This is a genomic window from Olsenella phocaeensis (genome assembly GCF_048189965.1).
Lineage (GTDB): Bacteria > Actinomycetota > Coriobacteriia > Coriobacteriales > Atopobiaceae > Olsenella_I > Olsenella_I phocaeensis.
The window spans coordinates 167,101-188,579 of record NZ_DBEZHV010000006.1; the positions used below are offsets into that span (position 1 = coordinate 167,101).

Here is a 21,479-nt window from a genome sequence, read left to right on the forward strand (position 1 = left end):
CGACAGGGGGCGCGGCGGTCGTCGCACGTGGCGGTCGTCGCGGGCGAGTAGCCGGCCATTCTCGTTCGCTCAAGGCCAGTCGTGTCCGTCCGAGGGCTACCCCTGCCCACCCATGCCGAAGGCGTAGCCCGTCATGGCCATGGACCCCAGGTTGATCTTGTGGTTGAACACTAGGGGCCTCTCGCCCTCCGCGGCACCCATCACGAAGGGCAGCGGGAGGAAGTGGTCCGGCGTGGGAACGGCGTAGTCCGCGTCGGGGAGGCTTGCGTACGAGAGGACCGCGTCGTCGTCGCGCCCCTCGACGGCCGCGGTGACGCGGGCCTCGAAACGCTGGGCCTGGGGCGTGCCGCCGGGGTTGTGCCAGTCGGCCTCGTAGAGGTTGTGGACCACGTTGCCGGAGCCCATGACGAGGTAACCCTCGTCGCGGAGGTGGGCAAGCCCTTGGCCCAGCCGGTAGGCGTAGCGGGCGTCCTCGTCGCCGTTGACGGAGATCTGGACGACGGGGATCTTTGCCCCCGGGAACATGTGGACGAGGGGCGCCCAGGTCCCGTGGTCGATACCCCAGCTGTCGCTCACCGCGACCTCGATGCCCTTGGTGGCAAGGACGGCGTCGGTGAGCGCGCGATGGCCCGAGGGCTCGTACTTGAGGGCATAGAGCTCGTCAGGGAAGCCGTACATGTCATAGATCTGGCGGGGCCTCTCGACGCTTTGGACCCAGCTTCCATGCGTGTACCAGTGCGCGGACGCCATGAGGATGGCCCTGGGCGTGCCAAACTCCTCGACCACCCTCCGGCCCAGCTGTGACATGCCCTCCGTGAGCTCGTCGTGACGCAGGGCGATCATGGGGTCGCCGTGGCCCACGAAGATGGCGGGCATCCTTCTGCGTCCGGTGTACGCAGCGGGCTCGGTCGTGGCCGCGTTGGGCGTGGCCTCCGCCGCACCGTTGGGCGTGGCCTCGTTTCGTGCTGTCATGATTCCTCCCTCTGCCCGCGACCGTCGTCACGGGCCACCTTGCTCAGAAGCAGCCAGAGCTGGCGCTTCTCGCCTTCGTCCAATGCAGAGAACCGCCTGCCGATGGCCCCCATCACCCGTGGGTAGGTCGCGCGCACGAGGGTGCGGCCCGCCTCGGTGAGGCTCACCATGTGCACGCGTGCGTCCGTGTCGGAACGGCCCAGGCTCACCAGTCCGTCGCGCTCGAGGTTGCGTGCCACGAGGGGCACGTTGCCCTGGGTGCCGAAGATGGCCGCCTGGATCCCGCCCATGGAGAGGGGACCGTGCGCGTCCAGCGCCTCGAGCACCTCGAACTGGGTGAGTGTGAGGCCGGAGGGACGGACCTCCGCCGCGCTCTCGCGAAAGATGCGGTTGCGGGCCCTGCTCAGGGCAGCGAAGAGGTAGTCGTCGGCGCTTGGCATGGATGGTCACGCTCCCTTCGGACTGGCCGGATTCCGTTGGCTGGTGTCCTTCTCTTGTCGACCGGTGTTCTTCTCTTGTCGACTGGTGTCCTTCTCCCCCGAACGCGGCAATTTATACCTAACTAGTTGTTTCAAGGGAGAATTGCCGCCCTTCTCCCCGTTCTCTATGCAACTTCCTGACTCTGACGCGCCTCTCCCCCGTTCTCTATGCAACTCTCTGACTTCGTCGAGGCGTCAACTGGCCTTTTGTTAGGGCAATTTCAGAGAAAGGCATAGAGAACGGAACTGGGAGCAGGAGCTGGGTGCGGAAGCAGGAGCTGGGGGGCGGGGTTGGACGGGATGACGGTGAGCGGCATGGAGCCGAGGGATGGAGTGGGGCTGGGGGGCGCGTCGAGAAGAGCGGCGCCGGGGTCGAGCGAGGGGTCAGCCCAGATGCCAGACGTGGTCGGCGGGGAGGCTGTGCCCGAGCACCAGCTCGACGTTCCTGCGGTCGCTCCGCCGGTAGTGCGCCTCTGCCTCCTCGGACGTCGACCCGCCCGCTACCTTGCGCGCCACGAGCCGGCGGTGTAGGACCTCCGCGTCCCCCTCGAGCATGACGGAGACGTCGCAGAGCGCGCGGAGCCCACGCCAGCCCGGCTCGTCCAGGAGCAGGTAGTTGCCCTCGACCAGCACGACGTCGCTCTCCACCAAAGGTCCGTCTGCGCTGACGTCGTGGGTCCTGCGGCTGTAGCTGGGCCAGCGCAGGGCCTCACCCGCACGTAGGCGTGCGAGCGCTGCGGCCAGTGCCTCGACGTCGAAGGTCTGCGGCGCCCCCTTGACGCTCCTCAGGGTCGGGGCTGCGGGGTCGTCGCCCACATGGCGCGCGTCCAGCCAGGCGTTGGGACGGTGGAACCCGTCCATCCCAAGCGCCTGCAGGGGAGCCAGTCCCTCTCGCCCGGAAGAAAGCTCCTGGAGGAAGCTCGCGAGCGTGGACTTGCCCGCGCCGGGAGGCGCTGCCAGGAAGGCCACGACCCGCTTGCCGCCTGCCCGCGCCTCGTCGCGAAGCGAGGTCAGCTCGCGCAGGAAGGGCAGGAAGAGACCCTCCACGTCCTCGCGCGCATAACTCGCGAGAACCTCCTGGTCGTTTATGAGGAGGGGCAGCTCGACTCGAGGACCGCCCTTCCCCCCTTGTGACGGCAGCTCGACCCGAAGACCGCCCTTCCCCCCTTGTGACTCTAGCGAGAGCAACGACATCCCCTACAGGTCGTCGACCAGGGCCGTGGACTTGGCGTAGGCCGTGGAGCGGGCCTCGAAGAAGTCCGTCTTCACCATGTTGGCGTTGGAGTACTGCCTGACCCAGGCCATGTCCTCCGGCTCGTGGCGCGCATCCTCGAAGAGGTAGCCGTAGCCCAGGGCGTTCCAGCGGAGGTTGCCCAGGTAGCGCACGTAGCCTTCCACCATGTCGCCCGTGAGGCCGGGAATCTGGTCGCCGATGACGTAGCGGCCCCAGGCGACCTCCTGGCGCACGCCCTCCTCGAGCATGGCGCGCAGCTCCGCGACAATCCGCTCGTCGAAGAGCTGCGGCTCCTCCTTCTGGAGCTCGCCAATGATGTTGCGGAAGAGCCAGAGGTGGGTGTTCTCGTCGCGGTTGATGTAGCGGATCTCCTGGGCGCTGCCGGGCATCTTGCCGTTGCGGGCCAGGTTGTAGAAGAACATGAAGCCCGAGTAGAAGTACACGCCCTCGAGGATGTAGTTGGCCATGACCACGTGCAGGAAGGCACGCGCGTCCTGGTGCTCGACGAACTCGTTGTAGTTGTCGCCGATGAAGGTGTTGCGCCTCAGCAAGTGCTCGTCGTCGCGCCACTGGTAGAGGATCTGGTTGCGCTTCTCGGGCGAGCAGATCGTGTCGAGCATGTAGGAGTAGCTCTGGGAGTGCACGCACTCCTGGAAGGTCTGGATGCCCAGGCAGAGGTTGACCTCGTTTGCCGTGACGTACGCGCTCACGTTGGGGAGGTTGGCGCTCTGGAGGGAGTCCAGGAACACCAGGAAGCTCAGTATCTTGTCGTAGGCGCTGCGCTCTGCCTCGCTGAGGCGCGGGTAGTCCTTCACGTCCTGGGCCAGGTTGATCTCCTCCGGGACCCAGAAGTTGTTCATGGCCTGGCGGTACCAGTCGCTCACCCAGCCGTAGCGCATGTTGTTGAAGTCGTTGAGGTTGGTGGTGTTGCCGCCGATCATGCGGCGGTCGCGGACCTCGATGTCTCCCTGGGGATTGAAGAGCGCCTTGCGCACGAGGGCGCTGGACTTCTCTATGGCCATGGCCTGCCTTTCTGTTTGGCGTGATGAAGCGATGCTGGCGTAGCGAAGCGGCACGGCAAGAATATACGCCCCGGGCGACCCGTGAGTCTGACGGGGCGCGCCCACTACGACGAGCAGCTCTCGCACTCCTCCACCTCGAGGGACTTGGAGCGCACGTAGTAGACGGTCTTGACGCCGCGCTCCCAGGCCTCGACGTAGAGGGCGAGCACCTGCCTCATGGTGAACTCGTTGGTGATGTAGAGGTTCATGGACTGCGCCTGGTCGATGTGGCGCTGCCTCACGCCCGCCGCGCGCACCGACCAGCTCTGGTCGATGAGGTGGGCGGGCTTGTAGTACCAGTAGGTGCCCACGCTGAGCTCGGGGGCGATGCGCGGCAGCATCATGCCCTTCTTCTCCTCGAGGAAGAAGCGCCTCATGATGGGGTCGAGGCCCGCCGTGGTTCCCGAGAGGATCGAGGTCGAGCTGGTGGGGGCGACGGCCAGGAGGTAGGCGTTGCGCATGCCCTGCCCGGCCACGCGGGCGCGCAGCGCGTCCCACTCGCCTCCGACGTAGCCGCGCTTGTCGAAGTAGGCGCCGGTCTGCCAGTCGGAGCCCTCGAAGAGCTCGTAGGCGCCCTTCTCCGCGGCGAGGTCGCTCGAGGCCTCGATGGCGTGGCGGTTGATGCGCTCGAAGACGTCGTCCACGAACTCCAGATGCTCCTCGCTCTCCCACTTGACGTGGCACTTGGCCAGCATGTGGTGGTATCCGCTCACGCCCAAGCCGATGGAGCGGTAGCGGTGGTTGGTGATCCTCGCATAGGGCAGCGCGTAGAAGTTGAGGTCGATCACGTTGTCGAGCGCGCGCACCACGGAGCGCACGGTCTGCCTGAGCTCGGCGTCGTCCTCCACGTCGATGCGGCCGAGCGAGAGGGACGCGAGGTTGCAGACCACGAAGTCCCCCGGGCGCGTGGTGCTCACCACCATGGTGTCACCGTCCGAGGTGACGACCTCGCGCGAGACGGACTCCATGGCGGAGGTGTTCTGGGCGATCTCGCAGCAGAGGTTGGAGCAGTAGATCATGCCCGCGTGCGGGTTGGGGTTGGCCCGGTTCACCGTGTCGCGCATGAAGGCGAAGGGCGTGCCCGTCTCCACCGCGGAGCGCAGGATCAGGCGCACGACCTCGCGGATGGGCATGCTGCGCTTGGGGATGCGGGGGTCCGCCACGCAGTCGAGGTAGCGCCTCTCCCACTCGTCGCCGAAGTAGTCCTCGATGGCATAGCCCTTGACGGTCAGGACGTCATGCGGGTCCATGAGGTGCCACTCCTGCGACATGTCCTCCTTGGCCATCCTCCAGAAGAGGTCGGGATAGCAGACCGCGGGGAAGACGTCGTGGGCCTTCATGCGTTCGTCGCCGTTGTTGGTGCGCAACTGCAGGAACTCCGGCAGGTCGCGGTGCCAGGCATCAAGGTAGACCGCGACGGCGCCCGAGCGCACGCCCAGCTGGTCCACCGCCACGGCGGTGTCGTTGATCACGCGGATCCAGCGTACGACACCGCCCGCGGCGCCCTTGTAGCCGCGGATCAAGCCGCCCGCCGCGCGCACTTTGCCCAGGTACATGCCCATGCCGCCACCGTACTTCGAGACCTGCGCGAAGTTGTCGACCGAGCGGTAGATGCCTTCGAGGGAGTCTGGCACCGTGTCGATGAAGCAGCTCGAGAGCTGGTGCTGGGGCCTGCGCGCGTTGGAGAGCGTGGGCGTGGCCATGGTCACCTTGAGCTGGCTCAGCATGTCATAGAAGCGGGCGACCCACTCGAGGCGGCGCGTCGGGTCCTCGCGCAGGGCGAGGTGGAGGGCGATGCCCAGGAACATCTCCTGCGGGGTCTCCAGCGCCTCACCCTCGAAGGAGCGGATGACGTAGCGGCGCAGGACCAGGTCCATGCCCGCGTAGTCGAAGAGGTCGTCGCGCGAGTCGTCGATCAGCCCCTGGGCCTGGTCGACCTCCGCCCTGGTGTAGCCCTCGAGGATGTACTCGCCATAGAGCCCGAGGTCGGTGAGAAGGCGCAGCTTGTCATAGAAGGAGCCCACGGAGCGACCCGCCATGAGGGCCGCGACCCTGCGGTGGTGTCCGTAGGCGAGGATGCGTGCGGCGACGTAGCTCCACTTGGGAGCGTCCTTGCTGGTGAGCTCCACCGCGGCGCGCACCAGGGCGTCAAGGCGGCCGTCGGCATCGAGCTCGTCGGTGAGAAAGCCGCGGAAGCGGCCGAGGAGCGACGCCGTGGCGTACTCCTCGTCCAGGAAGTCGTGCTGGATGCGGGCGATCACGGGCGAGAGGCCCTCGTCACCCACGAGCCGCACGATCTCCCGGCGCTGCTGGCGAAGCTCGCTGCGGCGGGAGCGGTACAGGATGTAGGCCTTGGCCTGCGCGAAGTGCCCCTCGCGCATGAGCGCCTCCTCGACGAGGTCCTGGACCTGCTCGACCGTGGTGGCGCCCTCCTCGGCCATGCGGGCTTCGACCGCGGTGACGAGGGCCTCGAGCTCGTCCCCGGCGAGCTGGGCCGACGTGGCGGCGAAGGCCTTTTGGATGGCGCGGCCGACCTTGGAGGGGTCGTATTCCTCCGTCGAGCCGTTTCTCTTGACTATCTGCATCGTTGCTCCCGTTGTTGCGGCGCAGATGGGGCGTGCGCGATTAATTGACCCAGTGACAATAGCATATCTTGGCCCCAGGACATGCGAGCGCATGCAACATCTCGTTGCTTATTTTGTGCCACACACAATATGTTGGTGAAAACAGCAATTCAAAGACCAGCTAGGGGCCTGCCAGGACGGACGCGCCGCGACGTGGGAGGCTAGTTCGGGTCGCGCGTTGGTACGCGCCCGCACGGCCCGTTGCGGCAGCCTCTCGCACAAATGGCATGTGGCTTGCGCGGGAAAGACGCATAACACCAGGTCGTTGGGAATTGGCGCGCAGACCACGAGCAGCTTGTGCGTGACATATGCGATGTGCGACCCCGCCCCGTGCCATGCGGAGTCGTACACAATCGGCATATCCACACAACTGAAAAATACGTGTGGCTCTTACGCACAAAAGCGCAGGTCAAGGGCATTCGACCATGCCGCTGCTAGAATGTTCAGCCTAAGCCTATCGAAAGGACATCGCCATGAAGCATGCCCCCGGCACAAGCGTCGCGCTTGCGGCGGCATCCGCCTGCCTCGCGCTCGCAATCGGGATGGCAGCGGCCTCCCCCGCCCTCGCGCAGAACTCCGGCGCCTCCATCGACATGCAGCGCCTCTACAACCCCAACTCGGGCGAGCACTTCTACACCGCAGACACCTCCGAGGCCAGCGGGCTCGTCAGCCTGGGATGGCGCCACGAGGGCTCCGGCTGGGTGGCGCCCCAGAAGTCTTCGACGCCGGTCTATCGCCTCTACAACCCCAACGCGGGCGACCATCACTACACGACAAGCGTCGAGGAGAGGGACGTCCTGGTCGAGAAGGGCTGGAACTACGAGGGAGTGGGCTGGTACTCCAGCGACAACAAGTCCGTCGCCGTCCTGCGCCAGTACAACCCCAACGCAAAGGCGGGCGCACACAACTTCACGACCAGCAGCGCCGAGAACGACAACCTGGTCAATGCCGGCTGGAAAGCCGAGGGCGTGGCCTGGTACGCCGTGGCCGAGGGGAAGCCCGCCGTCGACGGGGCCATCATGGGGGTGAGCACCACGACGCCTGCGGGAATGGCTGCGTATTACCGCGCCATGGGCAAGAAGAACGGCTTTAGCTACCCCTCAGAGGTTGAGTCAAAGGGTGGAGCAGCCACCATCGAGACCTTCACCCAAATCGTCTATGAGGAGGCGAACACCGAGGGCATTCGTGCCGAAGTGGTCTTCTGTCAAGCCATGCACGAGACTGGCTGGCTCCAATATGGCGGTGACGTCAGCCCCGATCAGTTCAACTATGCGGGGTTAGGTGCCACGGGCAAGGGCAAACCGGGCAATCGTTTCCGTGATGTTCGAACTGGCGTCAGAGCCCAGGTACAGCACCTCAAGGCCTATGCCTCGACAGAACCCCTCGTCAACGCGCAGGTCGACCCGCGCTTTGGCCTGGTGAGCCGCGGCGTGGCGCCCACCGTGTATGACCTGGGCGGAAGGTGGGCGGTTTCCAAGACCTATGGCACGGACATCGCCTCGCTCATGAACGAGCTCGCCAACTACAAGGCTTAGCAGCTCGACGCCAGGACTGCCGGCGCCGACGACGAAACGGATGGTTAGATGGAACTGAGCAAGAAGAGAAGAAGGGCCCTCCTCGCCCTGGCACTCACGGCCGTGCTGGGCATGGGCGTGACGCCCGCCTGGGCGGGCGTCACGCCCACGGAGGGACAGAACGTGGTAGCTGGGGAGACCACGGCCGAGCAGGCGGAGACGTCCGCGCCCATGCTGGATGCGGAGGACGCGGGTGAGGCTGCGGCTCCGCAGGAGCTTGCGCTTCCCGCCCAGGAGGCGCCTCTCCCCGAGGAAGCCAAGTCGCCCGCCCCTGCCGACGAGAACGAGGCACAGGCAACGGACGCCGAGGTAGGCTCCGCGCCCGCAGGCGACGGGACGAAGACCGACCAGCAGGAGGCGACCAAAGCGGAGCCCGCCACCAAAGCCGCCGAGCAGACGCCCGCCTCCGGCGATGGCGCTGATGACGGCAGCGGCTCGACCATGGCCGAGCTCGAGGAGCTCTCCAAGACCACGAACGTGGACGAGCTCGTGGCGAGCAAGGCGCAGGTCGTGCGCGACGAGGCGCCCCTGCAGCTTCGCAAGCTCGCCAAGACCGCATCCGTCAAGTCAATCGAGATGATGCGCCTCTACAACCCCAACTCGGGCGAGCACTTCTACACCAGCAACGCGGAGGAGGTGGCGAACCTGCGCTCCCTGGGATGGAGGCTCGAATCCGTCGGCTGGGTCGCGCCAGAGACCTCAAACGTCCCGGTCTATCGCCTCTACAACCCCAACGCGGGCGACCACCACTACACCACCAGCGCCGAAGAGCGCGACGACCTCGTCAGGCTGGGATGGCACGACGAGGGCATAGGCTGGTACTCGGACTCCGGCGAGACCGTCGCGCTGCTGCGCCAGTACAACCCCAACGCCAAGGCGGGCGCTCACAACTTCACGACCAGCAAGGAAGAGAACGACAGCCTGGTCAGGCTGGGCTGGCACGCCGAGGGCATCGGCTGGTACGCACTGGCGGCCGGCTACGCCATCGACCCCAAGGAGACGAGCTACATCTATCTGGATGCCGGGCACGGTTGGCAGAGCAACAGGCCGACCAAGTGGGACCCAGGCGCACAGGGCAACGGATACGACGAGGCAGACCTGACCCACGACCTCACCGCGAGGGTCGCAAAGTACGCCCGCGAACTCTATGGCCTACGCGTCTACAACAATGGGGATGCCGGTCCGTCACTCGTTGACTACTCCGGACGCCAGGCAGACGCCAAGAGCCGCGGCTGCACCTCGCTGATTTCCATCCACTTCAACGCCAGCGATGGCTCAGGCGCCTCTGGCTACGAGAGCTACCGCCACGAGAGCGTGCCCAACCCGCGTTCCGCCCGACTCCAGTCCATCATGCACGCGCAGCTCGCCTCCACGGGCCTGCGCAACAGGGGCGCACGGAGCGCAGACTTGGCCGTGGTGAGCGGTCGCAACGACGGCCTTCCCGCGACCCTGCTCGAGATCTGCTTCGTCACGAACCCCTACGACATGCGCCAGTACATGGCAAACCGGGACAAGGTCGCACGCGCCCTCGCCAAGGGCCTTTACGAGGCCGCGCAGGCCGGCTTCTGATCGACCAGCCCAAACCGAACGCCCAAGGAGGACACGGATGAGAAGGAACGTGCTCGCGCCCCGCGCCGCCAGCATCGCCCTGGCGGGACTGTTGGCCCTGAGCCCCCTGACACTCGCAGGCTGCGACCAGCAGCAGCCTGCGACGCCCGCCGAAAGTGACGCCCAGCAGACGGAATCCAAGGACTCCAAAGCGACGGACGGAAAAGACGGCTCGGCTGCCGGCGACGAGGGCAAGGACACCCAAGCCACCGTCACGGCAGACATGGGCAAGGGAGACACGCTCGTGTCTCTCACCAACTCCCTCGGCTTCGACATCAGCTCCGTCGCCGTCAAGGACGCCGCCGCCCAGGACTTCGACGCGACGAACAGCTTCGACGGGGTCGACCTCGCGGACGGCGACACCAAGACCCTCGCCTACGAATCGGTCCAGAGGGCCGGCAGCTACGACCTCAGACTCGGCGTCGGTCCCGACAGCTACTTCCTCGTCAGGGGCGTTGACCTCGCAAACGCCAAGGACGTGAGGCTCCTCATGGACGAGGGCGTGGCCTACGTGAGCTACACCGACGCCACGACCGGCGAGGAGAGGAACAACCACGACGAGGCCGTCGCCGCCGCGATGGACCCCGACCTCCCGACCTACGACAAGGAGACCCAGAGGGACTAGCCCCCCTAGCGCTCGCGCGCAAACCAAGGGAGGCCTGCGCACGATTCCGCGAAAGGCCTGCTCGTGTCGAGGGGCCGCGCAAAACAGGAATGGGCTGCGCGGCCCCTCCTGCTACCGTCCGCCCGTTTGGGGCCCCAGCTCGGACCCCAGCCTTCCCCTCGGCTAGTACACTTGCAGCTCGAGTCCGTATTTCCCGACCGCCCCGGAGGTCACATGAGCGCAAACCTCAACAAGATCAAGTACGTCGCCATCGCCGCCATCGCACTGGGCGCCATGGGTCTCTTCCTGGCCGTCCTCTCGCTCACCCAGACGCCGCTGCTCGCGGCCCGATGGGCGTTTGCGGTGGGGTCCGCCAGCTCCATCGTGCTGGGCATCCACTGCCTCACGATGCTGGGCGGCGTCGCTGTGGGGCAGCGCGTGCGCGACGCGGCCTCCATCTCGCTGCTTGTGAGCCTCTTCTGCTCCTTCGTCGTGGTGGTCCCGCCCCAGAAGGCGCCGCGCCTCCCCCTGCACCTGCTGCTCATCATGCTCGTCATGACGGCAGCGCTCGTGCTCTATTCCACCGGCCGCGACACCGCGGCGCTCGAGCGCATCGGCAGCAGGAAGAAGAAGGCAAAATAGCAGTAGATTAGTCGCAATTCGAGGCATAGCGCCCACTCCAGAGGGGTAGCCTGTAGCGGGGTCCGTCGGGCCCCGCTCGTCTTGCACGCGCCATCCGTCAGGAGCACTCACATGCCAGAGGTAGCACAGGGGCTCGCCATCCCCTTCGCCGGAACAACGCTGGGCGCCGCCATGGTCTTCTTCGCCCGCAGGCAGATGGGACGGGAGGTGCAGAGGGCGCTCACCGGCTTCGCCGCCGGCGTCATGGTGGCGGCCTCCATCTGGAGCCTCATCATCCCCGCCATCGACGACTCCGCCAGCCTGGGCAGCTTCGCCTTCATGCCCGCCCTCGTGGGCTTCTGGGCGGGGACCCTCTTCCTGCTGCTGCTCGACAGCATCCTCCCCCACCTGCACCTTGGAGCGAAGGACGACGAGCCGGAGGGCATCAGGACCCGCCTGCAGCGCACCACCCTCATGGTGCTCGCCGTCACTATCCACAACATCCCCGAGGGCATGGCCGTCGGCGTCGTGTACGCGGGCTGGCTCACCGGCAACTCCGGCATAACGCTCGCCGGCGCGCTCGCGCTCTCGCTGGGCATCGCCATCCAGAACTTCCCCGAGGGCGCCATCATCTCGCTGCCGCTGCGCGCCGAGGGCGCCAGCAAGGGCCGCGCCTTCCTGGGAGGATTCCTCTCGGGCGTGGTCGAGTCCATCGGCGCCGTCCTCACCATCATGGCCGCGCGCCAGGTCGTGCCCCTCCTCCCCTACCTCCTGAGCTTCGCCGCGGGAGCCATGATGTACGTCGTGGTGGAGGAGCTCATCCCCGAGATGAGCGAGGGGGAGCACTCCAACGTGGGCGTGCTCATGTTCGCCCTCGGCTTCACCGTCATGATGACCCTGGACGTGGCCCTGGGCTAGGAAAGGGGCATCGTCGGGCGAGAGGGACGTCCCACCTCGACCGAAGGGCGTCATCCCACAGAACTGCCCCCGTGGCCCTAAGGCTACGGGGGCAGTCGCATGCCCGGGGCTTGGCGGGCGGTACGCGGTCCCTGGCCCTACGCCTCGAGGAGCATGTCGCGCGTGACCTCCGCCACGCCTCGCGCCCCGCACATCGCCATGGCGTCCACGAGCTCCGCCCTGAGCTGGGCGAGGTACGCGCGCACGCCCTCCTCCCCTCCTCCAAAGGCGGCGACGGCCACGGGGCGGCAGACCAGCGCCGCGTCCGCGCCCAGCGCGAGCGCGCGAAAGAGGTCGACGCCGCTTCTGATGCCGCCGTCCACCAGCACGCAGAGCTCCCCTCCCACGACGTCCACGACCGACGGGAGCATCTCCGCCGTGGCGGGCACCCCGTCCAGGACGCGACCACCGTGGTTCGAGACCACGATGGCGTCGACGCCCGCCTTGAGCGCCCCGCGCGGGCCCAGGATGCCCTTCGCGACGAAGGGGACGCCCGCCCCGTGGCAGGCGTCCGCGAGCTCGCGGAGCTGGGCCACGTCCTTGGGACCCGCGGGAGGCTGCTGACCCCTGAGGAAGGGCAGCCCCGCGCCGTCCACGTCCATGGCGACCGCCGCGGGGTGCGCCGCGAGGGCGGGCTCGAGTTTCTTGAGGACCGCGCCCATCGACCAGGGCTTGATGGTGGGGATGCCCGCGCCGCCGAGGCCGGCTATGAGGCCGCAGGCGCGCTCGTGCACCTCGGGCCTGAGGCCGTCGCCCGTCCAGGCGACAGTCCCCTCGGCCTTGGCGGCACGCAGGACCATGCCGTTGTAGTCCAGGTCGTCCAGCTCGTCACCGTAGTGGCGGTGCACGTCTCCCAACGGGGCCACCATGAGGGGGAGCGAGAGGCGCCTGCCCAGGAAGTCGCAGGATGGGTCGGGGTCGCTGCCGTCGCTGGCATAGAGGGTGTCCATCACGAGCCGCCAGCGCTCCCACGCCTCGAAGTTGCGGATGGCGACGGTTCCCGAACCCTTGGCGCCGGGGCCCGGCACGCCGCCTCCGCAGGCCCTGCCGTTGCAGGTCGGGCAGGCCTTGCAGACCGGTCCCATGTGGCCGCGCGCGGCGGCGGCAAGCTCCCTGTAGCCCATGTCCCTCTCCCCCAGAACCGGCTCTCCCCTAGGCCCTCCGCCCCTCGACCATGCCCGCGAGGACGGAGGCGAGCTCCTCGATGGGAACCTCGCTGCGCTCGCCCGTCTCGCGGACCTTGAGCTCGACGTTGCCGTTCTTGATGGCCTTCTTGCCGCAGACCACCTGGAAGGGGAAGCCCATCAGGTCGGCGTCGTTGAACTTGACGCCGGGGCGCTCCTTGCGGTCGTCCACCACGACCTCGACCCCGCGGGCGACGAGCTCGCCGGCAAGGCGGTCTGCGACGGGCCAGACCAGCCCGTCGTGCACGTCCAGGGGGATGACCTCGACCTCGTAGGGGGCGACGGAGACGGGCCAGCAGATGCCGTGCTCGTCGTGGTGCTGCTCGACGACGGCAGCCAGGGTGCGCGACACGCCGATGCCATAGCAGCCCATGAGGAAGGGCCTCTCCCTGCCGTCCTCGTCCGCGAAGGTGGCGCCCATCGCCTCGGAGTACTTGGTGCCCAGCTGGAAGACCTGGCTCACCTCGATACCGCGGGCAGACTTGAGCGCCGCGCCGCAGCGCGGGCAGGCGTCGCCCTCCTGGGCGCTCGCGAGGTCGAGCCACTCGTCCACTTCGAAGTCGCGGCCGGGACGCGCGCCCAGGAGGTGCTGGCCCTCCTCGTTGGCGCCGACGACCCAGCTTGTGGAGTCGTGCAGGGCGACGTCGGCCACCACGCGGACGCCCTCGGCCACGCCGACGGGGCCCATGAAGCCCACCACCAGGCCCGCACGGGCGAGGTCCCCCGGCTCCATCATGTGGTAGTGGCCGAAGGCGTGCTCGGCCTTGACCTCGTTGAGCTCGTGGTCTCCGGGGAGGACGGCCAGGACCAGGCTCCCGTCCTCCGCCTGGAGGGCGACGGACTTGCGGCAGGCCGCCTCCTCGACGCCGAGGAAGGCCGCGAGGGCCGAGATGTTGCCCTCGATGGGCGTGGCGACCTTCTGGAGCCCGCCGTCCCCCGGACCCTCGAGGACGCGGACCTGCGCCGTGGCCGCCTCGGTGTCCGCGGCGAAGCCGCAGGCGTCGCAGTACACGAGCTCGGCCTCGCCGGCGTCCGCCAGGGCCATGAACTCGACGGAGGTGTCCCCGCCGATCTGGCCGGAGTCGGCTACGACGGGGAGGGCGCGCAGCCCGCAGCGCTCGCAGACGTTGGCGTAGGCGGCCTTCTCCTGGTCATAGCACTCCTGCAGCGACTCCTGGGTCGCGCTGAAGGAGTAGGCGTCCTTCATGATGAACTCGCGACCGCGCATGAGGCCGAAGCGGGGCCGAAGCTCGTCGCGGAACTTGTCCTGGATCTGGTACAGGGTGACGGGGAGCTGCTTGTAGGAGCGCAGCTCGTCGCGGACGAGGTCGGTGAAGGTCTCCTCGTGGGTGGGACCCAGGGCAAAGCCGCGGTCGTGGCGGTCGGTGATGCGCATGAGCTCGGGGCCGTAGGCGGCCCAGCGGCCGGACTGGCGCCAGAGCTCGCCGTCGGTGAGGATGGGCACCTGCATCTCCTGTGCGCCGATGGCCTCCATCTCGTCGCGGATGATGGCCTCGATCTTGCGGAGGGACCTCCATGCCAGGGGGAGGTAGCTGTAGAGCCCCGCCGCACCCTTGCGTATCATGCCCGCGCGCAGGAGTAGGCGATGGCTGGCCAGCTCGGCGTCCGCCGGGTCCTCCTTCAGGGTGGGCGCGTACAGCCTCGACATCTTCTCGTAGCTTCTCAACCTGCGTTCCTTCCTTGCTTGCCCTTGCTCCGGACGCGTCCGGACGAGTCGACCAGAACATGATACGCCCCACGAGGGGCAACGTCCCTAGGCCTTGCTGCCGTAGCGCTCCTCGATCTCTCGGAAGAGCTCGTCGACGATCTGGCCCTCGGGCACCTTGCGGATGGGCTCGCCGTTCTGGAAGAGGAGCCCCTGGCCCCTGCCGCAGGCGACGCCCAGGTCGGCGTCGCGCGCCTCGCCGGGGCCGTTCACGACGCAGCCCATGACGGCGACCGAGATGGGGGCCTCGACCCCCTGGAGCCGCTCCGAGACCCGCTCGGCCATGCCGATGAGGTCCACCTGGCAGCGGCCGCAGGTGGGGCAGGACACGAGCTCGGGGTGGAGCCTGCGCATGCCAAGGGCCGAGAGCAGGTCCCAGGCGACGCGCACCTCCTCGACGGGGTCCGCGGTGAGCGAGAGCCTGAGCGTGTCGCCGATGCCCTGCTCGAGCAGGATTCCCACGCCGGCGCAGTTCTTGACCGTGCCCTGCCGGAGCGTGCCGGCCTCGGTCACGCCCACGTGGAGCGGCACGTGGGGCAGCCTGCGCGAGAGCTCGCGGTAGGTGGCGAGCGTCGTGGGGACGGAGTGCGCCTTGGCGGAGAGGACCACGTCCCTGAAGCCGCGCTCCTCGAAGTGGCGCACGAAGGCCTCCGCCGAGGCGACGAGCTTCTGGGGCAGGCTGAGGTCGCGCCTCTGGTCGACCTCGCGGTCGAGAGAGCCCGCGTTGACGCCGATGCGGATGGGGATGCTCGCCGAACCCGCCTCTTCGATCACCGCGTCCACGCGCTCGAAGGAGCCGATGTTTCCCGGGTTGATGCGCAGTGCCGCGGCACCCCTCCTGCAGGCCTCGATGGCGAGCCTGTGGTCGAAGTGGATGTCCGCCACGACGGGGAGGGGGCTCATCGCGCAGACCTCGCCGAAGCCGTCGAGCGCGCCGGCGTTGGGGATGGCCACGCGGATGATCTCGCAGCCCTCGGCGGCGAGGCCCCTTATCTGTGACAGCGTGGCGGCGGGGTCCGAGGTCTTCGTGGTGCACATCGACTGCACCGAGACGGAGGCACCCCCTCCCACGGGGACCCCTCCCACCATGACCCGGCGCGTGAGCTCGCGGGCGGCGCGCGGCTTGGCGCCAGCCCGTCCTTCCGTGGTGTCGGCCGGCCCTTCCGTGACTCTCTCTTCCATGGCTTGCCACCTATCCTATGACGAGGCGGGTGATGTCGTTCTTGAGCGCGAAGACGAAGATGACGAGGAACACCGCGATGCCCAGGTAGCCCACGACCGTCTGCGCGCGGGACGAGAGCTCGCGCCCGAGCGCGGCCTGCACCAGCTCGACGAGCACCTTCCCCCCGTCGAGCGGCGGGATGGGCAGGAGGTTCATGAAGCCCAGCGACATGGAGATCATGGCCACGAAGAGGGCGAGGTCATAGGCCCCCGAGGAGGCCGCCTGGGACGCCATGGCCGATATGCCCACCACCGAGGAGGTGCCCTGCAGGGTCTGCATCGTCCGGGCGGGCGTGATGAGGTCGAGCGCGAAGCGGGCGACCGCGCGCCCGTACGAGAGGGCCGCCAGGGCGGACTGGCCCACCCCGAGCCTGACGCGCTGGGTCTGGGCGAGGACACCGAGGCTGCCCAGCCCCTCCCCGACCTCGACCCTGACGGTGGAGGTCCTCCCGTCGCGCAGGTAGCTCAGGCTGAAGTCCTCCTTCACTCCCAAGGCGGCGTCCAAGGCGGCGGAGAGGGACTTCCAGTCGCTCACGGGAGTCCCCGCCACGTCCACGATCGCGTCGCCTCCCCTGAGGCCCACGGCCTCGGCGGCGGAGCCCGCGGTGACCCCTGCGATCTGGTTGGAGTCCACCACGCCCTCGACCCCCACGAGCGAGAGGGCGACGGTGATGACGAGGAAGGCCAGCAGAAGGTTGACGAGGGGGCCTGCGACGAGCGTGGCCAGGCGGGCGAGAAGCCCCTTGCCGTGATAGGTGCGGGAGAGCTCGCTTGCGAGGAAGGCCTCCGCGTCGTCGACGGGACGCGCCTCTCCCTCACCCGTCGTGCCCACCGCCTCGAAGTCGTGCCCGCGGTCGAACTGGGTGAGGAGCATGGCGTCGCGGCGCTGGGTCTGGAAGCTCTGCGGCCAGTCCGCCTGGCCGGGCCTCTCGCCCAGCTCCGGGTCATAGAGGGGGGCGATGGCGGCGAGGTCCGCGAGCGATCCCAGGAGGGCGTAGGCGCGGTCCTCCTCGATGGCCAGCTCCTCCGCCACCTCCCTCGCGCTGACCCTGCCCCGCCGCTGCACCAGGGAGAGGCAGGGGGCCAGGAGCTCGTCTTCCAGGGGCTCCATGCCGCAGATCCTCGTGTAGCCGCCCAGCAGGAGCGGGGTCACGCCGAACTCGCAGCCGATGCGAGGCGAACGCCACGAGAGCCTCCAGCGGCTGGGCATGCCGAGGAAGAACTCCGTCACGCGCATGCCGCAGGCGCGCGCGGCGAAGAAGTGCCCCCCCTCGTGGACGAACACGAGGAGCGAGAGCACGAGGACGCCCCAAAACGCGGACGAGAGGATCCCGACGACGGCGCTCATCGCAAGCCCTCCAGGACGCGGTGCGCGGACGCGCGGGACGCGCGGTCGACCTCCTCGAGCTGCTCGACGCTCTGGACGGGCTGGACGCTGCCAGCGTCCATGACCTCGCGGACCACGCGCTCGATGTCGAGGAAGCCGCACTCGTCCCTGCGGAAGGCGAGGTTGGCGACCTCGTTGGCCGCGTTCATGACGCAGGGGAGCGTGCCTCCCGCGCGTCCCGCGCGACGGGCGAGGCCCAGGCAGCCGAAGGCCCCCTCGTCGGGACGGGAGAAGCTGAGGTCGGGAAGGTCGCGGTACTCCACGCGGTCCGAGGGCGTCTCCCAGCGCTCGGGGTAGCTGAGGGCGTACTGTATGGGAATGCGCATGTCGGAGGGGCCGAGCTGGGCCTTCACGACGCCATCCGAGAACTCGACCATGGAATGGATCGTGCTCTGGCGGTGGACCAGGACGTTGACGTCGTCCACGTCGACGTCGAAGAGGTGGTGGGCCTCCAGGACCTCGAGGCCCTTGTTCATCAGAGTGGCCGAGTCGATGGTGATCTTGGGCCCCATGGACCAGGTGGGGTGCCTGAGGGCGTCCGCCGCCATGACCTTGGCCAGCTCGTCGCGGCCCATGCCGAAGAAGGGGCCGCCCGAGCAGGTGAGCCAGACCTTGTGGACGTCGCACCTGTGCTCCCCCACGAGGCACTGGTAGATGGCGCTGTGCTCGGAGTCTATGGGAAGGAGACGGCCGGGCTGGGCGAGCGGCATGAGGAGGTCGCCCCCCACGACGAGGGACTCCTTGTTCGCGTAGGTCAGGATCTTGTGCGCCCTGAGCGACTCGTGCCCCAGGCGGATGCCGGCGAAGCCCACGAGGGCGTTCACCACCACGTCCACGTCGTCGAGCCAGGCGACCTCCTCGAGGGAGCGGCCGCCCACGCGGAGCTCGCAGCCCCGGGGCAGGCCCTCGAGCGACGCGTCATGGGCGTGGCCCTCGTCGCTCACGTACACGTGCGAGACACCGAACTCGCGGGCGGCGCGGACGGCCAGGTCGCAGGACGAGTGGACTGAGAGCGCGGTCACGCGCAGCTTGTCGGGATGCTTGCGGCACACGTCGAGGGTCTGGGTCCCGATGGATCCCGAGGCGCCCATGACGGCGACGCGCAGAGGCCAGCGCCGAGGGGAGCTCGGGGCCGTGTCCTCGAATATGTTCACAGGATTCCTCCCATACGAAGGACGAGGTAGGCCGTCACGCAGCCGAAGAGCATGGAGTCAGAGCGGTCGAGGAGGCCGCCGTGCCCGGGCATGAAGTCGCCCGAGTCCTTGACGCCCACGCCTCGCTTGATGCGCGACTCGAAGAGGTCTCCCACTACGGCGATGGTGCCGACCAGGAGGCCGCCGGCAAGGGCGAAGGGGTAGGTCACGCCCCTCACGCCGAGCAGAGCGAGGAGGCACCAGACGAGGACGCTCGAGGCGAGGCCGCCCCAGAAGCCCTCGAAGCTCTTGTGCGGGGAGATCCTCGGCGCTAGCTTGTGCCTGCCAAAGCGCGTCCCCACGAAGTACGCCATGGCGTCGTTGAGCCAGACGGAGCCCATGACGCCGAAGGTGAGGAGGCCCCCCGAGGAGCCGGGGTCCGTGCTGCGGATGAGCACGACGCAGGAGAACGTGAGCGAGGTATAGACCGGCCCGAAGGCTGTGAGAGCCACGTCGGATATGTTGGCGCGCGGCGTCGCGACGTACCAGAAGGCGCAGGCGACGAGGAGCAGGACCAGGACCAGGAAGAGCCCCTCGGTGCCGAGCAGGAGCGCCGCGGGCGGGAAGAGCACGGACGCCGTGAGGCCAAAGACCTCGTTGGGCATGCGCCCGCCCATGCGCGCCATGCGGAAGAACTCCGAGCAGCAGAGCCAGGCCATCGAGGCGACCAGCGCCGTCGTGGGGACGCGCCCCCAGAAGAGGACGGCCACGATCACGACGAAGTAGATGGCACCGGTGGTGGTGCGGGTCAGGGCCTTCTCGGTCCACCCCCTGGCCAGCTGCCCCCTCAGCTCGCCGGCGACGCGCGCGTCCTCCTTCGAGCGACGCTTGCGCTCGAGCCAGCTGATCGCCCGCTCTATGCCGGTCGTGCCAGGCGCCGTCTCCTGGGGGGAATCCGAGGAGGGACGCCGTTCCTCTTCCCCGCTCACTTGGCCTCCACACCCCCGAAGCGACGCTTGCGCGACTGGAAGGCCCTGACGGCACGGAGGTACTCCCAGCGGTCGAAGTCGGGCCAGTAGAGGTCGGTCACGTAGAACTCGGTGTAGGCGAGCTGCCAGAGCAGGTAGTTTGAGAGCCTGAGCTCGCCGGAGGTCCTGATCAGGAGGTCGGGGTCGGGCAGGCCCTCGGTGTAGAGCCTCGAGGCGAGAAGCCCCTCGTCCACGTCGTCGGCGCGCAGGCTCCCCCGCTCCACCTCCTGGGCGACCTCTCGCGCGGCGCGGGCGATCTCGGCGCGCGAGCCGTAGTTGACGGCCAGGGCGAAGGTCATGCCCGTGTGGTCCGCAGTCTCATCGAGGCCCTGTTGGAAGACGTCGAAGGTCTCCTTGGGCAGGGGGGAGAGGTCGCCGAAGAAGCGCAGGCGCACGTTCTCTTGGTGGAAGAGCGGCAGCTCCCTGACGAGCGTCGTCGCGAAGAGGTGCATGAGGAGGTCGACCTCGCTCTGCGGCCTCTTCCAGTTCTCCGTGGAGAAGGCATAGCACGAGAGCACGTCGACGCCGAGCCTCACGCTCGTGGTGACGGCCTCGCGCAGGGAGTCGACGCCGGCCACGTGCCCCTCGGGGCGGCTGAGGCCGCGCGCCTGGGCCCAGCGGCCGTTGCCGTCCATGATGATTGAGACGTGGCGCGGCACCCTCGAGAGGTCGACGTCCCTCAGCGAGACATCCTCCGGGGACTCCGCGTAGTATTCCTCGAGCTTCTGCTGGTCTATGTTCAAGCTAGATCTCCATGACCTCGGCGGTCTTGGACTTGAGCATCTCCTCGACCTTCTCCACGAAGCCGTCAGTCACCTTCTGGATGGACTTCTTCTCGCGCGCGACGTCGTCCTCCGAGAGCTCCTCGTCCCTCTCCGCGCGGGTGTTTGCGTCGCGACGCACGTTGCGGATGGCGATCTTTGCCTCCTCCGCGTACTTGTTGCAGTCCTTCACGAGCTCGCGGCGGCGCTCCTCGGTGGGCTTGGGGAAGGGCAGGCGGATGGAGATGCCGTCGTTGGAGGGGGTGATGCCGAGGTCGGAGGCCTCGATGGCCTTCTCGATGGACTTGAGGGCGGTCTTGTCCCAGGGCTCGACCACGAGCATGGAGGCCTCGGGGACCTTGACGCCGGCGAGCTGCGTGATGGGGGTCGCCTGGCCGTAGTAGTCGACCTTGATACCGTCGAGGACGTGCGCGTTCGCGCGTCCGGTGCGCACCTTGGCGAAGTTGCCCCTCAGGACGTCGAGGCACTTGTCCATGTTCTTCCTGGCAAAGTCGGTGTACTCGCTCATGTGTGGCTCTCCTATTCGTCTACTACGGTCGTACCGACGCTCTCGCCGCGGAGCGCGCGGTCGAACACGTCGTCTCCCAGCAGGTCGAAGACCATGATAGGCATGTGGTTGTCATGACAGAGGGCGGTTGCCGTGGCGTCCATGACCTGCAGGCCGCGGTTGAGGACCTCCATGTAGCTGATGCTCTCGAAGCGCTTCGCGTCGGGGTTCTTGACGGGATCGCTGTCGTAGATGCCGTCCACCTTGGTCGCCTTCATGAGGACCTCGGCGCCGATCTCGCAGGCGCGCAGCGCCGCGGCGGTGTCGGTGGTGAAGTAGGGGTTGCCGGTGCCGGCGGCGAAGATGGTGATGCGCCCCTTCTCGAGGTGGCGGATCGCACGGCGGCGGATGTAGGTCTCGGAGACCTGGTGCATCTCGATGGCGCTCATGACGCGGCACATCATGCCGCTGTGCTCGAAGGTGTCCTGGAGCGCGAGGGAGTTGATGACGGTGGCGAGCATGCCCATGTTGTCGCCCTGGGCTCGGTCCATGCCCGCCGCCGCACCCGAGAGCCCGCGGAAGATGTTGCCGCCACCGACGACGATGGCGATCTGGACGCCGGCGTCATAGGCCGGCTTGATCGCCTTGGCGATGAGCCGTGGGACCTCGGGGTCGATGCCGAAGTCCTTGGAGCCCATGAGCGCCTCGCCCGAGAGCTTGAGAAGCACGCGCTTGTACTTGTAGTTATCCAAGATGTGACCTCCAGAGACAGGCAATCGCTAGGGCCCGACGGACGT

At 67.9% G+C, this 21,479-nt stretch carries 19 protein-coding genes; 5 read left to right on the forward strand and 14 right to left on the reverse strand.

Going from position 1 to position 21,479, the window contains the following annotated elements; translation table 11 throughout:
* Positions 1-96: 96 nt before the first annotated feature.
* The 5 genes from ACMPH2_RS02885 to ACMPH2_RS02905 form a co-directional block, all read right to left on the reverse strand.
* Entirely contained in the window at positions 97-972 is an 876-nt protein-coding gene (locus tag ACMPH2_RS02885; protein ID WP_083558159.1) for a dioxygenase family protein, read from the reverse strand.
* Positions 969-1,412: a MarR family winged helix-turn-helix transcriptional regulator gene (locus ACMPH2_RS02890; protein WP_009279213.1), complete on the reverse strand. Its 444-nt coding sequence runs from the start codon at positions 1,410-1,412 to the stop codon at positions 969-971. The genes ACMPH2_RS02885 and ACMPH2_RS02890 overlap by 4 nt, the downstream gene beginning before the upstream one ends.
* A 423-nt stretch (positions 1,413-1,835) precedes the next feature.
* Positions 1,836-2,645, reverse strand: a complete 810-nt coding sequence (locus ACMPH2_RS02895) for a nucleoside/nucleotide kinase family protein (RefSeq protein ID WP_417118573.1) — start codon at positions 2,643-2,645, stop codon at positions 1,836-1,838.
* 3 nt (positions 2,646-2,648) lie between these two features.
* Positions 2,649-3,707 (reverse strand): ribonucleotide-diphosphate reductase subunit beta, encoded by a 1,059-nt coding sequence (locus ACMPH2_RS02900; protein ID WP_062531142.1) that lies wholly within the window; start codon positions 3,705-3,707, stop codon positions 2,649-2,651.
* A gap of 104 nt (positions 3,708-3,811) precedes the next feature.
* Positions 3,812-6,331, reverse strand: coding sequence for a ribonucleoside-diphosphate reductase subunit alpha (locus ACMPH2_RS02905; protein WP_417118574.1), 2,520 nt, complete (start codon positions 6,329-6,331; stop codon positions 3,812-3,814).
* Positions 6,332-6,843: 512 nt separating this feature from the next.
* Here ACMPH2_RS02905 and ACMPH2_RS02910 point away from each other — a divergent pair.
* From ACMPH2_RS02910 to ACMPH2_RS02930, 5 genes are all read left to right on the forward strand, one after another.
* Positions 6,844-7,905, forward strand: a complete 1,062-nt coding sequence (locus tag ACMPH2_RS02910; RefSeq protein WP_417118575.1) for a glucosaminidase domain-containing protein — start codon at positions 6,844-6,846, stop codon at positions 7,903-7,905.
* A 48-nt stretch (positions 7,906-7,953) separates the two neighbouring features.
* Positions 7,954-9,513 (forward strand): N-acetylmuramoyl-L-alanine amidase, encoded by a 1,560-nt coding sequence (locus ACMPH2_RS02915; RefSeq protein ID WP_417118576.1) that lies wholly within the window; start codon positions 7,954-7,956, stop codon positions 9,511-9,513.
* 37 nt (positions 9,514-9,550) lie between these two features.
* The gene (locus ACMPH2_RS02920) at positions 9,551-10,177 is read left to right on the forward strand and encodes a hypothetical protein (RefSeq protein ID WP_417118577.1); all 627 of its coding nucleotides are present in this window, start codon (positions 9,551-9,553) and stop codon (positions 10,175-10,177) included.
* Between the two features lie 213 nt (positions 10,178-10,390).
* Positions 10,391-10,798 (forward strand): hypothetical protein, encoded by a 408-nt coding sequence (locus ACMPH2_RS02925; RefSeq protein ID WP_062531149.1) that lies wholly within the window; start codon positions 10,391-10,393, stop codon positions 10,796-10,798.
* Between the two features lie 111 nt (positions 10,799-10,909).
* The gene (locus tag ACMPH2_RS02930; RefSeq protein WP_417118578.1) at positions 10,910-11,695 is read left to right on the forward strand and encodes a ZIP family metal transporter; all 786 of its coding nucleotides are present in this window, start codon (positions 10,910-10,912) and stop codon (positions 11,693-11,695) included.
* 137 nt (positions 11,696-11,832) lie between these two features.
* On the opposite strand, the gene ACMPH2_RS02935 is transcribed toward ACMPH2_RS02930, so the two are convergent.
* The 9 genes from ACMPH2_RS02935 to pyrH all read right to left on the reverse strand — a co-directional run bounded on the left by ACMPH2_RS02935 (position 11,833) and on the right by pyrH (position 21,434).
* On the reverse strand, positions 11,833-12,858 hold the full coding sequence (locus tag ACMPH2_RS02935) for an alpha-hydroxy-acid oxidizing protein (protein WP_417118579.1): 1,026 nt from the start codon (positions 12,856-12,858) through the stop codon (positions 11,833-11,835).
* A 28-nt stretch (positions 12,859-12,886) separates the two neighbouring features.
* Positions 12,887-14,605, reverse strand: a complete 1,719-nt coding sequence (locus tag ACMPH2_RS02940) for a proline--tRNA ligase (RefSeq protein WP_417118580.1) — start codon at positions 14,603-14,605, stop codon at positions 12,887-12,889.
* A gap of 87 nt (positions 14,606-14,692) precedes the next feature.
* A complete protein-coding gene (gene ispG / locus ACMPH2_RS02945) occupies positions 14,693-15,826 on the reverse strand; it encodes a flavodoxin-dependent (E)-4-hydroxy-3-methylbut-2-enyl-diphosphate synthase (RefSeq protein ID WP_417118581.1) in 1,134 nt (377 codons plus the stop codon).
* 10 nt (positions 15,827-15,836) lie between these two features.
* Positions 15,837-17,213: a site-2 protease family protein gene (locus ACMPH2_RS02950; RefSeq protein WP_417118582.1), complete on the reverse strand. Its 1,377-nt coding sequence runs from the start codon at positions 17,211-17,213 to the stop codon at positions 15,837-15,839.
* Positions 17,210-18,406: a 1-deoxy-D-xylulose-5-phosphate reductoisomerase gene (dxr, locus tag ACMPH2_RS02955; RefSeq protein WP_417118583.1), complete on the reverse strand. Its 1,197-nt coding sequence runs from the start codon at positions 18,404-18,406 to the stop codon at positions 17,210-17,212. The genes ACMPH2_RS02950 and dxr overlap by 4 nt, the downstream gene beginning before the upstream one ends.
* Complete coding sequence (locus ACMPH2_RS02960) at positions 18,403-19,374, reverse strand: phosphatidate cytidylyltransferase (RefSeq protein WP_417118584.1); 972 nt, start codon at positions 19,372-19,374, stop codon at positions 18,403-18,405. Before ACMPH2_RS02960 ends, dxr begins: the two co-directional genes overlap by 4 nt.
* A complete protein-coding gene (locus ACMPH2_RS02965; RefSeq protein WP_417118585.1) occupies positions 19,371-20,156 on the reverse strand; it encodes an isoprenyl transferase in 786 nt (261 codons plus the stop codon). Before ACMPH2_RS02965 ends, ACMPH2_RS02960 begins: the two co-directional genes overlap by 4 nt.
* Position 20,157: 1 nt before the next feature.
* Positions 20,158-20,703, reverse strand: coding sequence for a ribosome recycling factor (frr, locus tag ACMPH2_RS02970; RefSeq protein WP_062531165.1), 546 nt, complete (start codon positions 20,701-20,703; stop codon positions 20,158-20,160).
* A gap of 11 nt (positions 20,704-20,714) precedes the next feature.
* Entirely contained in the window at positions 20,715-21,434 is a 720-nt protein-coding gene (pyrH, locus tag ACMPH2_RS02975) for a UMP kinase (RefSeq protein ID WP_072499578.1), read from the reverse strand.
* Between the last annotated feature and the right edge of the window lie 45 nt (positions 21,435-21,479).

What these genes read in the sequence shown, in the direction of transcription:
- ACMPH2_RS02900 (WP_062531142.1), bottom strand. Translation starts at nt 3,707, where the DNA reads ATGGCCATAGAGAAGTCCAGCGCCCTCGTGCGCAAGGCGCTCTTCAAT.
- ispG (WP_417118581.1), bottom strand. Translation starts at nt 15,826, where the DNA reads ATGGAAGAGAGAGTCACGGAAGGGCCGGCCGACACCACGGAAGGACGG.
- ACMPH2_RS02920 (WP_417118577.1), top strand. Translation starts at nt 9,551, where the DNA reads ATGAGAAGGAACGTGCTCGCGCCCCGCGCCGCCAGCATCGCCCTGGCG.
- ACMPH2_RS02930 (WP_417118578.1), top strand. Translation starts at nt 10,910, where the DNA reads ATGCCAGAGGTAGCACAGGGGCTCGCCATCCCCTTCGCCGGAACAACG.
- ACMPH2_RS02895 (WP_417118573.1), bottom strand. Translation starts at nt 2,645, where the DNA reads ATGTCGTTGCTCTCGCTAGAGTCACAAGGGGGGAAGGGCGGTCTTCGG.
- ACMPH2_RS02910 (WP_417118575.1), top strand. Translation starts at nt 6,844, where the DNA reads ATGAAGCATGCCCCCGGCACAAGCGTCGCGCTTGCGGCGGCATCCGCC.
- frr (WP_062531165.1), bottom strand. Translation starts at nt 20,703, where the DNA reads ATGAGCGAGTACACCGACTTTGCCAGGAAGAACATGGACAAGTGCCTC.
- ACMPH2_RS02890 (WP_009279213.1), bottom strand. Translation starts at nt 1,412, where the DNA reads ATGCCAAGCGCCGACGACTACCTCTTCGCTGCCCTGAGCAGGGCCCGC.
- ACMPH2_RS02905 (WP_417118574.1), bottom strand. Translation starts at nt 6,331, where the DNA reads ATGCAGATAGTCAAGAGAAACGGCTCGACGGAGGAATACGACCCCTCC.
- ACMPH2_RS02925 (WP_062531149.1), top strand. Translation starts at nt 10,391, where the DNA reads ATGAGCGCAAACCTCAACAAGATCAAGTACGTCGCCATCGCCGCCATC.
- ACMPH2_RS02935 (WP_417118579.1), bottom strand. Translation starts at nt 12,858, where the DNA reads ATGGGCTACAGGGAGCTTGCCGCCGCCGCGCGCGGCCACATGGGACCG.
- ACMPH2_RS02915 (WP_417118576.1), top strand. Translation starts at nt 7,954, where the DNA reads ATGGAACTGAGCAAGAAGAGAAGAAGGGCCCTCCTCGCCCTGGCACTC.
- ACMPH2_RS02950 (WP_417118582.1), bottom strand. Translation starts at nt 17,213, where the DNA reads ATGAGCGCCGTCGTCGGGATCCTCTCGTCCGCGTTTTGGGGCGTCCTC.
- ACMPH2_RS02885 (WP_083558159.1), bottom strand. Translation starts at nt 972, where the DNA reads ATGACAGCACGAAACGAGGCCACGCCCAACGGTGCGGCGGAGGCCACG.